12 protein-coding genes are annotated in these 12,337 nt (G+C 75.5%); 3 read left to right on the forward strand and 9 right to left on the reverse strand.

Going from position 1 to position 12,337, the window contains the following annotated elements; genetic code table 11:
- Window positions 1-12 precede the first annotated feature (12 nt).
- Genes ACFZBX_RS16905 through ACFZBX_RS16915 form a run of 3 tightly spaced genes read right to left on the reverse strand, consistent with a single transcriptional unit; the run spans window position 13 to window position 1,646 of the window.
- On the reverse strand, window positions 13-474 hold the full coding sequence (locus ACFZBX_RS16905) for a DUF6113 family protein (RefSeq protein WP_391534517.1): 462 nt from the start codon (window positions 472-474) through the stop codon (window positions 13-15).
- On the reverse strand, window positions 471-1,400 hold the full coding sequence (mshB, locus tag ACFZBX_RS16910) for an N-acetyl-1-D-myo-inositol-2-amino-2-deoxy-alpha-D-glucopyranoside deacetylase (protein WP_391534518.1): 930 nt from the start codon (window positions 1,398-1,400) through the stop codon (window positions 471-473). The genes ACFZBX_RS16905 and mshB overlap by 4 nt, the downstream gene beginning before the upstream one ends.
- Before the next feature lie 51 nt (window positions 1,401-1,451).
- Window positions 1,452-1,646 (reverse strand): DUF2304 family protein, encoded by a 195-nt coding sequence (locus ACFZBX_RS16915; protein ID WP_344344199.1) that lies wholly within the window; start codon window positions 1,644-1,646, stop codon window positions 1,452-1,454.
- Window positions 1,647-1,872: 226 nt separating this feature from the next.
- On the opposite strand from ACFZBX_RS16915, the gene ACFZBX_RS16920 reads away from it, so the two are divergent.
- Entirely contained in the window at window positions 1,873-4,026 is a 2,154-nt protein-coding gene (locus tag ACFZBX_RS16920; protein WP_391534519.1) for a prolyl oligopeptidase family serine peptidase, read from the forward strand.
- A gap of 383 nt (window positions 4,027-4,409) precedes the next feature.
- Here the strand turns inward: ACFZBX_RS16920 and ACFZBX_RS16925 are convergent, their stop codons facing one another.
- The 4 genes from ACFZBX_RS16925 to ACFZBX_RS16940 all read right to left on the reverse strand — a co-directional run bounded on the left by ACFZBX_RS16925 (window position 4,410) and on the right by ACFZBX_RS16940 (window position 8,394).
- The gene (locus tag ACFZBX_RS16925; RefSeq protein WP_391534520.1) at window positions 4,410-5,249 is read right to left on the reverse strand and encodes a GNAT family N-acetyltransferase; all 840 of its coding nucleotides are present in this window, start codon (window positions 5,247-5,249) and stop codon (window positions 4,410-4,412) included.
- A complete protein-coding gene (locus ACFZBX_RS16930; protein WP_391534521.1) occupies window positions 5,233-6,336 on the reverse strand; it encodes a MerR family transcriptional regulator in 1,104 nt (367 codons plus the stop codon). Before ACFZBX_RS16930 ends, ACFZBX_RS16925 begins: the two co-directional genes overlap by 17 nt.
- A gap of 67 nt (window positions 6,337-6,403) precedes the next feature.
- Window positions 6,404-7,285 carry a transglutaminase family protein gene (locus ACFZBX_RS16935; protein ID WP_391534522.1) on the reverse strand — a complete coding sequence of 294 codons (882 nt, stop codon included), beginning with the start codon at window positions 7,283-7,285 and terminating at the stop codon, window positions 6,404-6,406.
- Window positions 7,286-7,347: 62 nt separating this feature from the next.
- On the reverse strand, window positions 7,348-8,394 hold the full coding sequence (locus ACFZBX_RS16940; protein WP_391534523.1) for a GNAT family N-acetyltransferase: 1,047 nt from the start codon (window positions 8,392-8,394) through the stop codon (window positions 7,348-7,350).
- 130 nt (window positions 8,395-8,524) lie between these two features.
- Here ACFZBX_RS16940 and fdxA point away from each other — a divergent pair, with 130 nt between their 5' ends.
- Together fdxA and dapC are read left to right on the forward strand one after the other, a co-directional pair.
- Window positions 8,525-8,851 (forward strand): ferredoxin, encoded by a 327-nt coding sequence (gene fdxA / locus ACFZBX_RS16945; RefSeq protein ID WP_030061559.1) that lies wholly within the window; start codon window positions 8,525-8,527, stop codon window positions 8,849-8,851.
- A gap of 20 nt (window positions 8,852-8,871) precedes the next feature.
- Complete coding sequence (dapC, locus tag ACFZBX_RS16950; protein ID WP_391534524.1) at window positions 8,872-10,035, forward strand: succinyldiaminopimelate transaminase; 1,164 nt, start codon at window positions 8,872-8,874, stop codon at window positions 10,033-10,035.
- A gap of 107 nt (window positions 10,036-10,142) precedes the next feature.
- Here the strand turns inward: dapC and ACFZBX_RS16955 are convergent, their stop codons facing one another.
- The gene (locus ACFZBX_RS16955) at window positions 10,143-10,925 is read right to left on the reverse strand and encodes a hypothetical protein (RefSeq protein ID WP_391534525.1); all 783 of its coding nucleotides are present in this window, start codon (window positions 10,923-10,925) and stop codon (window positions 10,143-10,145) included.
- A gap of 304 nt (window positions 10,926-11,229) precedes the next feature.
- A complete protein-coding gene (locus ACFZBX_RS16960) occupies window positions 11,230-12,216 on the reverse strand; it encodes a hypothetical protein (RefSeq protein WP_391534526.1) in 987 nt (328 codons plus the stop codon).
- Window positions 12,217-12,337: the final 121 nt, after the last annotated feature.

Genomic DNA, 12,337 nt, shown 5'->3' on the forward strand with positions numbered 1-12,337 from the left:
CACCCGCCCGGGTCAGCGCGGTGGGCCCACCACTCCGGGGAACCAGCCGGCCCGGGTCGGCAGGGTGGCGCAGATCACGCCCAGGATCGAGCCGGCGAACAGCCAGGCGAGTGAGGTGGCGTTGGTCCAGAGCACGTTGTCGCCCTCCGGGCGGGGGACCATCACCAGCATCAGCGCCAGGAACCAGCCGGCCGCCGGGACGGCCGCGCCGATCCGGGTGCCGGTCACCCGCAGGCCGCCGTAGAAGGTCGCGGCGGTGGCGGCGAGCGCCAGCAGCACCCCCACCGGCGGCCACAGGGCCTGCACGAACGCTCCGCACACCGACACCGCGAAGCCCAGCGGGAAGAGCAGGACGTAGACCGCGATCCGTGCGGCGCGCGGGGGCTGGGACTCCTTCAGCCGTTCGTCGCGGGTGCCGAGGACGGCCGCCGGGATCGAGCGGCGCGCGGGCCGCGCGGAGGCGGGCGGGGTCATCGGGCACGCTCCTCGGAGGTCGCGGCGCCTTCGGGCGCCGTGGTGGGGTCGAGGCCGGCGAACAGGTCGTCCTCCGGCAGTCGCGGCCCGGCCTGGCCGCGCACCAGCTGGTAGTACTCGGTGCCGAGCAGCGGCTGGCCCAGGTGGTTGGAGAGCGCGAAGAACGCGCCGCCGGGGGCCACGGTGATCTGGGTGGCGTGCGCGGCCATCGCGGCGGCCTTGCGGCCGGCGTACGCGCTGCCGTCCAGGGCGGTGGTGACCACCTCGTCGTCCACCACCCCGGGGACGTCCGCGGGCTCGGCGACGCCCGGGAACGGCGCCTTGGCGGCGGTCTCGGCGAGGGCCCGTCCGAGCACCGACCGGGGCACCCGGTTCCAGTACACCTTGGCGATCCGCCAGGCCGGGCCCAGCTCGGGCCGGTAGGCCGGGTCGGCGGCCAGCTCGTGGGCGCGCATCGCGACCCGGTGCGCCTGGATGTGGTCGGGGTGGCCGTAGCCGCCCTGCTCGTCGTAGGTGACCAGGACCTGCGGGCGCACCTCGCGGACCACCGCCACCAGCCGGCCCGCGGCCTCGTCCACGTCGGCCCGCCAGAAGCAGCCGGGCACGTCGTTGTCGGGCGCGCCCATCATCCCGGAGTCGCGGTAGCGGCCCGGGCCGCCGAGGAAGCGGACGTCGGTGACGCCGAGCGCCGCCATCGCCTCCGTCAGCTCGCCGATCCGGTACGCGCCGAGGGTGTCGTCCCGATCCGCCGTCAGGTGGGCCAGCTCCGGCGGGATCACCTCGCCGCCCTCGCCGAGGGTGCAGGTCACCAGGGTGACGTGGGCGCCCTCGGCGGCGTACCGGGCCATCGTGGCGCCGTTGTTGATCGACTCGTCGTCGGGGTGCGCGTGCACCAGGAGCAGGCGGCGGCCGGTGGTCGAGGTCATGGGAGGAAGCCTAACGACCGGCACGCCGGCCCGGTGACCGCGTGCGGCGGGTCAGAGCCGCAGGCCGTTGATCATCCCGGCGAGGTTGCTGGTGACCTGGCTGATCGACGGGGCGATGGAACTGGACGCCAGGTAGAAGCCGAGCAGCGCGCAGACGATGGCGTGCGCGAGCTTCAGGCCGGAGCGGCGGATCAGCACCACCACGATGACCAGCATCAGCATGGCGGCGGAGATGGACAGGGCCATGGTGGCTCACACTCCTCGGGGCCTGGCGATCACACGTGCACCAGTCATACCCGAAGAGTGAGGATGTCATGACGCTGGGTGAGTCCGCACACCCCGGGGCACGGTGGCACCCGTGGGGCGCATGGGCCGGTCGGAGGGGGTGCGGACCCCATCCGGGCGTACTTGCGGCCGATGCTCCGAACGAGTGATCACCCAGGGCCGACCCCGGGTCGTAGGGTCTGGTGCCATGACCACCCACACCTCAGCGGACACCTTCCCGCGGCAGTACGCGCGCACCCTGCGCTACACCGTCGGCGCCCCCCGGTCGTTCTCCGTCGCACCCGACGGCTCCCGGGTCGTCTTCCTGCGCTCGCTCTCCGGCAGCGACCGCGCCAACCTGCTCTGGACCCTCGACACCGCCACCGGCGAGGAGCGGATCGCCGCCGACCCGGCCGTGCTGCTCGGCGGCGGCGAGGAGGACCTCTCCCCGGCCGAGAAGGCCCGCCGCGAGCGCAGCCGCGAGGGCTCGGCCGGCATCGTCGGCTACGCCCTGGACGGTGCCGGCCGGCTCGCCGCCTTCGCCCTCTCCGGCCGGCTGTTCGTCGCCGACCTGGTCGCCGGCACCGCCACCGAGCTGCCCGCCGAGGGCCCGCTGCTCGACCCGCGCCCCTCCCCGGACGGCGTCCACGTCGCCTACGCCACCACCTCCGGCGAACTGCGGCTCACCCGCGTCGACGGCACCGGCGACCGCGCCCTCGTCCGGCCCGACGGGCCGAACGTGACGTGGGGCCAGGCCGAGTTCATCGCCCAGGAGGAGATGGACCGCGACCGCGGCCACTGGTGGTCCCCGGAGGGCGACCGGCTGCTCGTCGAGCGGGCCGACGACACCCCGGTCAACCGCTGGTGGATCGCCGACCCGGCCAACCCGGACCGTGAGCCCGCCGAGGTCGCCTACCCGGCCGCCGGCACCGCCGACGCCGAGGTCGGCCTCTGGGTGCTCGGCCTGGACGGCACCCGCACCGAGGTGGACTGGGACCGCGCGGCCTTCCCCTACCTGGCCCGGGTGCACTGGTCGAAGGGCGGCGTGCCGCTGCTGCTCGTCCAGTCCCGCGACCAGCGCGTCCAGCGCACCCTCGGCCTGGACGTCGCCACCGGCGCCACCGAGGTGCTGCACGAGGAGCGCGACGACGTCTGGCTGGAGCTGTTCCGGGGCGTTCCGGCCTGGACGCCGGACGGCAGGCTGGTGCGGATCTCCGACGAGTCCGGGGCGCGGTCGCTGGTGGTCGGCGACCACACCGTCACCGGGCCCGACCTGCACCTGCGCTCGGTGCTCGCGGTCACCGCCGACGAGGTCTTCTTCACCGCCTCCGGCGGCGCCGCCGAGACGGACCCGGAGCCCGGCTGGATCGCCGCCGGCCGGATCAGCCACGACGGCAAGCGGCTCTCCTGGGAGTCCGCCAACGGCCGCCCGTTCACCTCCGTCACCACCGCCGTGCACGCGGCCGGCATCACCGTGCGGGCCACCGCCGAGCCCGACCTGCCCGGCACCCTGGTGCAGGTCGCCCGGGACCTGCCGGAGGGCGTGGTGGTGGACGACATCGCCGTCATCGCCTCGCACGCCGAGACCCCGGTGATCACCGCCCGCCCGGTGTTCCGCTTCGCCGGCGAGCGGCGCATCCCCGCCGCGGTCTTCCTGCCCACCGGCTACGACCGCGAGCGGGACGGCCTGCTGCCCGTCCTGATGGACCCGTACGGCGGCCCGCACGGCCAGCGCGTCGTCCAGGCCCACAACCCGCACCTCAACTCGCAGTGGTTCGCCGACCAGGGCTTCGCGGTCGTCGTCGCCGACGGCCGGGGCACCCCCGGGCGCGGGCCCGCCTGGGAGAAGTCGATCCACCACGACTTCGCCGGGGCCACCCTGGACGACCAGGTGGACGCGCTGGCGGCGCTCGCCGGGGAGTTCCCGCTCGACCTCGGCCGGGTCGCCATCCGCGGCTGGTCGTACGGCGGCTACCTCGCGGCGCTCGCCGTGCTGCGCCGCCCGGACGTCTTCCACGCGGCGGTCGCGGGCGCGCCGGTCACCGACTGGCGGCTCTACGACACCCACTACACCGAGCGCTACCTGGGCCACCCGGCCGAGGTGCCCGAGGTGTACGACGGCAACTCGCTGACCGGCTACGCGGCCGGCCTGGAGCGCCCGCTGATGATCATCCACGGGCTCGCCGACGACAACGTGGTGGCCGCGCACACCCTGCGGCTCTCCTCGGCGCTGCTCGCCGCCGGGCGCCCGCACACCGTGCTGCCGCTCTCCGGCGTCACCCACATGACGCCGCAGGAGGAGGTCGCGGAGAACCTGCTGCTGCTCCAGGTCGACTTCGTGAAGAAGTCGCTCGGGATCTGAGCCGGGGCGCGCGGAGGAGGGGGAGCGGGGCCGGATCAGGGAGCCCGGGCCCGCGGGCGAGCGGTGCCGGGGCAGGCCCATCCCGCTCCCCCTTGGCCGCGCGCACCCCGCACGGGGTCGGTCTGTCCGGCCTCGGTGTGGGCGACACGGTAGTGCCCGCCTCCGACAGGTTGGTCCGGGCCCGGTCCGGGGCTGGTCCGGGGCTGGTCCGGGCGGAGGAACTCTCCGCCCCGGCCGCCCCGGCGCGGCGCCGCCGTTCCGGGGCGCGGGCAGCATGACGGGCATGCCGAAGCCTGTCGCGGTGGTGCTCGTCGTCCTGCTCCTCTCCCTGATCCCGTGCGCCGCCTTCACCGAGGCCGGCGGCGCCCACGCGGGGACGGCCCCTACGGACGTTCGAACCGGGCCCGCCGGCCCGCCCCGGTGAACCCCAGCCCCCGGAACAGGGCCGCGGACGCCGGGTTGTTCACGTTCACGTCCAGCAGCACCTCCGCGTCCCCGGCCGCCCGCAACCGCTCCAGCGCCGCCACCGCCAGCGCCCGCCCGAGCCCCCGCCGCCGCCACCCGGGCACGGCGCCGACCTGTACCAGGAACCCCTCGGCGCACACCACGAAGCCCACCGGCGTGCCGTCGGCGTCCCGGGCGAGCAGCGAGGCCCCGGGCCGGAAGTCGTCCTCGACCAGCCACGTCGTCCATTGGGCGCGCGTCCAGTCCGGGAACCCCGGCCGGTCGGCGAAGGACCGGCGATAGGCCTCGTGGAAGGCCTCCTCGTCGGCCGTCCCCCACGCCTCCACCCGCACCCCGGCAGGCCACTCCACCGCGGGCAGCGGCACCTCGGCCCCCAGCCGGAACACGTCCTCGGCGAAGACCTGCCGCAGCCCGCGCGAGTGGAACAGCGCCTCGGCGGCGGGCGTCAGCGCCTCCGTCTCCACCTGGACGACGGTCTCCGCCGCCGCCATCAGCCGGTCCAGCAGCTCCCCGCCGAGCCCGCGCCCCCGGACGTCCGGATCCACCGCCCCCACCAGCGACCACCGGCCGACGGCGGGCCGGGCGGCCCCGCAGGCCACCAGCCGCCCGTCCTGGTACGCCCCGATCCGGACGGTCCCCGGCCCGTCGTAGCGCCGGTGGACGAAGGACGGCTCCCCCGTCACCGGCAGCCCCCCGTCCACCGCCAGGCACCGCCGCACCACCGTCAGGACCGCCCCCAGCTCACTGTCCGGGAGCACCTCCCGCCACTCCACGCCCATCCCCGGCCGCCTCCCTCTCGGTTCCTCCCCGCATGTCATCCCGAATGCCATCCCGAATGCCTTCCGGGTGCAACCGGGTTTCCGTCCCGTGGAGCGGGAAGTCGGCCGGTCCGACTTCCTGCTCCAGTGAGGCCCGCAGTGCGGTGGTGAACCAGGCGAAGACATCGCGCAGGCTCTCCTGGACCGGCCAGCCGTTGATGATCGCGAGGAGGTGCCAGTAGCGCTCGGCTCGGGCGTCGTTGGCGGTCTCCACGCGGTCGAGGATCCAGGCCCGCAGGGCGGCGTCGTCGGGCCGGGAGAAGGTGGCGGCGTAGGCGGCGGTGAGGGAGTCGAGGGCGGGGCGGGCGGCGGGGGAGCCGGGGGCGACGTCGTCGGCGATGGCGGCGGTCACGGTGGCGCGGACGGTTCCGGAGAGCGCGATGTGCAGTCCGGTGTCGTCGCCGGCCGCCCGCTCGGCCGCCTGGTGGGCGGCCATCCGGCGGACCGCGGCGCGGAAGTCCTCGTCCTGCACGAGCTCGCCCAACTCGACCCAGGCGTCGATCTGCTCGGCGGTCGGCTCGTCCGGCAGCTCCGGCATGGCGGAGCGCATCATGGCGACGAACTCCGGATTGGCGTCCAGGCCGCCGAAGGTGGCGTCGATGAAGTCGTGGATCAGGCGCCGGCGTTCGGCGTCGGACAGCTTGGCGAGCTGGTGCATGCGTCTCATCTCCTCGGTCGTGGAGCCGCGTTCGGCGATCGCCCGCAGCACCGTCCGGCGCAGCCGGAGCGTGCGGATCTGCACGTCCAGCGCGTCGGCGTGCGCGGCGGCCACCTCGCGCAGCGGGGCGGAACGGTCCAGCACCCGCCGCACGGTGGCCAGGTCCAGTCCGAGCTCCCGCAGGGTGCGGACCAGGTCGAGCCGGGCCAGGGCGTGCACGTCGAAGCGGCGGTAGCCGGCCGGCGTACGGGTGGTAGGCGGGACGAGTCCGGCGTCGGCGTAGAACCGGACGGCCTTGACCGTCAGCCCGGTGCGCCGGGCCAGCTCGCCGATGGAGTACAGGGTGCCGTTGAGCTCGTCGTCCCGCATGGCCCCCAGCTTGGCGTCTCCCCCCGGGGGAGACTCAAGCGCGGACCGGTCCGCCGCGGGGCACGCCCTAATTCAGCCGGTGGCGGGCGGCCCGGGCCTCCTGGCGGACCTTGGCGGCGGCGTCCCGGTCGAAGGCGTCCAGGATCCCGGCGTACTCGTCCATCTCCCGCGCGCCGCCGAGGAAGTCGCCGGTGCGCACCAGCAGCTCGGCGCGTTCGAGGCGGAGCTGGGCGGGGTGGCGGGGGAGCAGCAGGGCGAGTTCGGTGGCCCACAGCTGGGTGCGGGCGTGCTCGGGGCGGTCGGCGGCCCAGGCCCGGATGTTGCCGAGCACCCGCAGCACGGTGTCCAGCGGCTGCGCGGGAGTGAGCAGCTCGGGCGTGAACTCGTGCCCGCCGGCGCGCACCAGCCGCTCCACGCCGTCGAGGTCGAGCAGCCGGCCGCCGTGGAAGGGGTCCGCCAGGACGAAGTCCTCGCCACCGGCGGGCCCGCCGACCGCGACGATGAAGTGGCCGGGCAGGGCGACGCCGTGCACGGTGAGCCCGGCCCGCCGGGCGACGGCGGACCAGACCAGCGCGAGCATGATCGGCAGCCCGCGCCGGCGCCGCAGCACGTCGGGCAGCAGCGAGGACTCCAGCCGCCGGTAGTCGGACTGCCGCCCGTGGAACCGCTCGCGCCCGCCGAGGACGGCGGCCAGCAGCGCCGCCGTCTCCTCCGGCCCGGCCGGGGCCCGCTCGGCGACGGCGAGCCGGACGGCGGCGGCGTGCCGCTCCAGGGCCGCCGAGCAGGCGGCGAGCAGGGCGTCGACGGAGGGCGGGCCCTGGAGGTCGTCCGGGTCGTCCGGGTCGGGGGCGTGGGTGTGCTCGGCGGCCGCGAGCAGGCACAGCAGCACCGGATCGGGGTGCTCGGCCCGGGCCTCGGTCCGGAAGCGTGCTCTGCTCTGCTCGGTCACGGCGGTGGCGGCGGCTTTCGTAGGACGGGCGGTTCCGGGGCGGACGGTTCCAGGGCGGCGCCCTACCCCTGGGGCAGCAGCGCGTAGTGGTAAGTGTGACTGGTCGTGAAGCCCAATCCGTCATAGAGCGCGATCGCCCCGGCGTTGTCCGCCTCGACCTGGAGGTAGCCGCCGGCCGCGCCCTCCTCGGCCGCCCGGGCGGCGAGCACCGCCATCACCGCCGTGGCCAGGCCGCGGCGGCGGGCCCACGGCGCCACCTCGACGGCGCCGAAGCAGGCCCAGGGGCCGTCGACGACACAGCGTCCGATGGCGAGTACGGGCGGGGTGCCGTCGCCCTCGGTCCCGCAGCCGTCGGTGTCGTGGACGGTCGCGAACCAGACCGAGGGCCCGCCGTGGAGCACCGCGCGGGCGGCCTCCTCCACCGCCGGGTCGCCGGTCACCCGCCGGTACAGCGACATCCAGTCGGCCGGGGCGGTCCGCGCCAGCCGCACCCGGTCCCGGCCGGCCCGGTCCCCGAGCCTGGTCAGCGGCGCGAGTTCGGCCACCCGGACGAGGGTCGGCGCGTGCGCGGCGCCCAGCCGGTCCAGCTCGGCGCGCAGCGCCTGCGGCGTGCCGGGGGTGGTGACCTCCACCCAGGCGGGCAGCCCGCGCGCCGCGTACCACTCGCGCGCGGTGGTGAGCGCCTCGTCGAGGGGCAGGCCGGGGTCGCCGAGCGCCTGGACGGAGTTGGCCCGCCGGGTGAAGCCGGCCGAGGCGCGCAGCGTCCAGTCGCCCAGCGGCTCCTGCTCGACGGCGGGCCAGCCGCGTGCGGCGATCCGCTGGAGCTCGGCCGGCCCGGTCGGCGGCAGCGGGGCGCGCCGGGCCGGGAAGAGCGGCACGGGCTTGCCCGCGACCAGCAGCCGCTCGTCGAAGGAGACCGGCCCGCCGGCCCTCGGCACCACCGTCAGCCCGTCGTCGTCCCAGGATGCGAGCACGCCGATCACATCGCGGAACACCGGCCGGTTGTCGCCGTCGAACCCGGAAAGCCGCCGGACGCTGACCCTGCGGCCCACGTCGGAGCGATCTATCCGGACCTCCGGACGGTCCTGAACCGGCCCTTCGGCGGCCATCTGGGCACCTCCTGTGCATTTGCGGTCTCCGACCCGCGATACTAGGGGCGGGCATCGACGACGCCGCGCTCACCCGCGCACGCGAGAAAACAGAATGGGCCGCCGAGCCCTTCCGAGGAGGAACGACAGCGTGACCTACGTCATCGCGCAGCCTTGTGTCGACGTCAAGGACAAGGCGTGCATCGAAGAGTGCCCGGTTGACTGCATCTACGAGGGCGAGCGATCGCTCTACATCCACCCGGATGAGTGTGTCGACTGTGGCGCTTGCGAGCCGGTCTGCCCGGTCGAGGCGATCTTCTACGAGGACGACACGCCGGAGGAGTGGAAGGACTACTACAAGGCGAACGTCGAGTTCTTCGACGACCTCGGCTCGCCCGGCGGTGCCTCGAAGCTCGGCCTGATCGAGCGCGACCACCCGTTCATCGCCGCTCTGCCGCCGCAGAACGCCGACCACTGACGACTGGTGGCAACTGAGCTGTGAGTACCAAGAACAGCACGCACGCGCCGTTCCCGGGCCACCCGGGGGCGGCGCGCCGCGTTTCGGACCTCCTGCCGGTGTTCCCCTGGGACAAGCTGGAGCCGTACAAGGCGACCGCGCTGGCCCACTCCGGCGGGCTCTGCGACTTCTCCGTCGGAACCCCGGTCGACCCGGTGCCCGAGGTGATCCAGAAGGCGCTCGCCGCGGCGACCGACACGCCCGGCTACCCGACCGTCTGGGGACCGCCGGAGCTGCGCGAGGCGATCGCCGGCTGGCTGCGCCGCAGGCTCGGCGCGGAGATCGGCCCGCAGGCCGTCCTGCCGACCGTGGGCTCCAAGGAGCTGGTCGCCTGGCTGCCGACCCAGCTGGGCCTCGGCCCCGGCGACCAGGTCGCCTACCCGCGGCTGGCCTACCCGACGTACGAGGTGGGCGCGCGGCTGTGCGGCGCCGAGCCGGTCGAGTACGACTCGGTGGACGAGCTGGACGGCTCCCGGGTGCGCCTGATCTGGGTCAACTCGCCGTCCAACCCGACCGGCCGGGTGCTCGGCGCGGACGAGCTGCGCCGCGCGGTGGCGTGGGCGCGCGAGCACCGGGCGCTGCTGGTCAGCGACGAGTGCTACCTGGAGCTGGGCTGGGAGGCCGAGCCGGTCTCCGTGCTGCACCCCGGGGTGTGCGGCGACGGCGGACACGAGGGCCTGCTCGCGGTGCACTCGCTGTCCAAGCGCTCCAACCTGGCCGGCTACCGCGCGTCCTTCGTGGCGGGCGACCCGGTGGTGGTCAAGGAGCTGCTGGAGGTGCGCAAGCACGGCGGCATGATCGTGCCGGCCCCGGTGCAGGCGGCGACCGCCGCCGCGCTCGCGGACGACGCGCACGTCGCCGAGCAGCGCGAGCGCTACGCGGCCCGGCGCGCGGTGCTGCGCGCGGCGCTGGAGGCGTACGGCTTCCGGATCGAGCACTCCGAGGCCAGCCTCTACCTGTGGGCGACCCAGGACCGGCCGTGCTGGGAGACGGTGGCCGGGCTCGCGGAGCTGGGCATCCTGGTGGCGCCCGGCGACTTCTACGGTCCGGCGGGCGACCGCTTCGTGCGGGTCGCGTTCACCGCGACCGACGAGCGGGTCGCGGCGGCCGCGGAGCGGCTGCACGCGGCGGCCGCCGCGCGGTAGCCGCGGTAGCCGCCGCAGCAGCGGGAGCGCACGAGGGGCCGGCGTCCGGGGAGACCGGGACGCCGGCCCCTCGCCGCTGTGCGGGCGGGCTCGGCCGTGGTGCGGGCTCAGCCGATCGGCAGGCCGTTCAGGGAGCCGCCGTTGAGGCCGCCGAGCAGGCCGCCGAGCGGGCCGAGCGCGCTGGTCAGGCCGGACAGGCCGTTCAGCGGGCTGTTCGGGCCGAGGTCGGCGCCGCCGAGGCGGTTGGCCGACCCGTGCTCGGCGAGGCCGAGCACGTCGGCGCCGGGCAGGCCGGTGGGCAGTGCCCGGGTGACCGCGCCGATCGGCAGCGCGTCGGTGACGGTGCTGGTGCTGGGGACGGCCTGGGCGACCCCGCCGGCGCCGGGCACGGCGTTGGCCAGCCCGCCGAGCGACTCCAGGCCGGCCTGCGAGCCGACGGCCTGCGAGCTGCGCTGCGGGGTGGCGCTCTTGCCGGTGACGGCCTCGCCGAGCTTGCCGGCCAGCGCCCGGGCGACCTTCGGGGCGACATGGGAGAGCTCGCCGGTGGTGGCGGCGGTCTGGTCGAGCGGCGCGGTCAGCGAGCCGGCCTTCTCGTTCGCCTCGGGGAGCTGCTGGGCGACGATGCTGCCGGTCGCGTCGGCGGCGGCGGGCACGCCCGCGGCGACGGTGGCGGCGCCGGTGTTCCCGGCGGCCTGGCCCAGCTGGTGGGTGGTGTGCTGCAGGGTGGACCCCGCGTCGGTGTTGGTGAGCTGGCCCAGCGGGGCGGCCAGGTCGCCCTTCGGCAGCAGGGCGTCGGCGGCGGACGCGGAGCCGGCCGCGGCCAGCGGGGTCGCGCCGGCCGCCACGAGCAGCGCGGCCTGGGCGATCCGGCGCGTGAGGGGGTGAGACATGGGGCTCCTCAGGAGGGTCTGGGTCCGTCCCGTCCGCCGGGCGGACGACATTGTTACCGCTTGAGAAGCCAGAAGGTTTCGGGCCGTGCAAGGAAAGCGTCGGTCCGACCATCGGATGGTCGGACCGCTCAGGGCGCCGCGCGGGGAACCGGAGTGCGGTGCTGCGCCCAGGACGGGCCAAGGGGAGTGACGGTTCTGCGCCCCGCCCGCCCCGGCCGGCCCGCCGTCCACCCCGGTTGACCCGAATCACCCGGGCGGCGGCAACCCGGACACCAGTGCGTCAACGGTCGGGGACCGTCGCCCCTCAGCCCTTCGCCGGGGAGGCCAGCGAGACCAGCACCAGCTTGGTCGACGTCCCCGTCGGCTGCGGCTTCCAGCCGTCCTCGGACTTCGCCTGCCGCCAGATCCGGCCGTCGTACGCGACGGTCTCGATGCCCAGCCGCTGCGCCTGCGTCACCGCCCAGTGGGCCACCGCCCAGCCGTTCTGCCGCTCGGCGTCCGGGCCGGAGTCGGTGGACGCGGTCGGGTCCGGGGTCAGCGAGACGGCGTTCTCGGCGCCCTTGATCGTGGACGTGTGGCCGGCGGCCGGGGTCACGGTCCGGCCGAACTCCCGGCGCACCCGGTCGCTCAGCACCTGGGTCCGGTCCTGGGGGGCCGAAGCGGTGTCCGCCCCGTCGGCGTCCGGAGCGGCGAAGTCGTGCACCACGCAGTTCAGCGAGGCCGCCTCACGGCCGGTCAGCGCGGAGGCCAGCAGGGTGGCCTTGGTCTCGTGCTTGGCGTAGGCCTGCGGGTAGCCGCTCTTCTGCACCTGCTGGGCCGCGTCGGTCAGCGGCAGCCGGGTGTAGCCGGGCACCTTGACCAGGCCGTCCAGGAACTTGTTGGTCGCGTAGACCGGGTCCATGATCTGCTGCACGGTGCCCCAGCCCTGCGAGGGCCGCTGCTGGAACAGGCCCACCGAGTCCCGGTCGCCGCCGGTCAGGTTGCGGATCTTGGACTCCTGCATCGCGGTGGCCAACGAGATGGTCACCGCCCGGTCCGGCAGGCCGCGGGCGTGCGCGACGGCGGCGATGGTCGCCGCGTTGGCCGCCTGCGGGAGCTCCAGCGTGCCCTCGCCGGCCGGTGTCTTCACCGAGCAGCCCTCGGGGGTCAGCAGCTTGTTGTCGCGCAGCCAGAACAGCGCCACCGCGACCACGGCCAGCACCAGCAGGCCGATCAGCACCACCCGTAGCGGCCTGCGGCGCCGCCGCGGCGCCGCACCCTCACCACCGCCGCCGCCCTCTCGCCTCGCCACCGCCGCCCCTCTCCGCCGAGCACTTCCGAACCGACACCGTACCGACTCGGACGGATGTGCGGTGACCTGCGGTTGCAGCTACTCGCCCGCTCGCCTCCGGACGCTGCGGCCCGGTGCCGAC

Source organism: Kitasatospora sp. NPDC008115, assembly GCF_042957205.1.
Lineage (GTDB): Bacteria > Actinomycetota > Actinomycetes > Streptomycetales > Streptomycetaceae > Kitasatospora.

What these genes read in the sequence shown, in the direction of transcription:
- ACFZBX_RS16915 (WP_344344199.1), bottom strand. Translation starts at nt 1,646, where the DNA reads ATGGCCCTGTCCATCTCCGCCGCCATGCTGATGCTGGTCATCGTGGTG.
- ACFZBX_RS16920 (WP_391534519.1), top strand. Translation starts at nt 1,873, where the DNA reads ATGACCACCCACACCTCAGCGGACACCTTCCCGCGGCAGTACGCGCGC.
- ACFZBX_RS16930 (WP_391534521.1), bottom strand. Translation starts at nt 6,336, where the DNA reads ATGCGGGACGACGAGCTCAACGGCACCCTGTACTCCATCGGCGAGCTG.
- ACFZBX_RS16905 (WP_391534517.1), bottom strand. Translation starts at nt 474, where the DNA reads ATGACCCCGCCCGCCTCCGCGCGGCCCGCGCGCCGCTCGATCCCGGCG.
- ACFZBX_RS16955 (WP_391534525.1), bottom strand. Translation starts at nt 10,925, where the DNA reads ATGTCTCACCCCCTCACGCGCCGGATCGCCCAGGCCGCGCTGCTCGTG.
- ACFZBX_RS16940 (WP_391534523.1), bottom strand. Translation starts at nt 8,394, where the DNA reads ATGGCCGCCGAAGGGCCGGTTCAGGACCGTCCGGAGGTCCGGATAGAT.
- mshB (WP_391534518.1), bottom strand. Translation starts at nt 1,400, where the DNA reads ATGACCTCGACCACCGGCCGCCGCCTGCTCCTGGTGCACGCGCACCCC.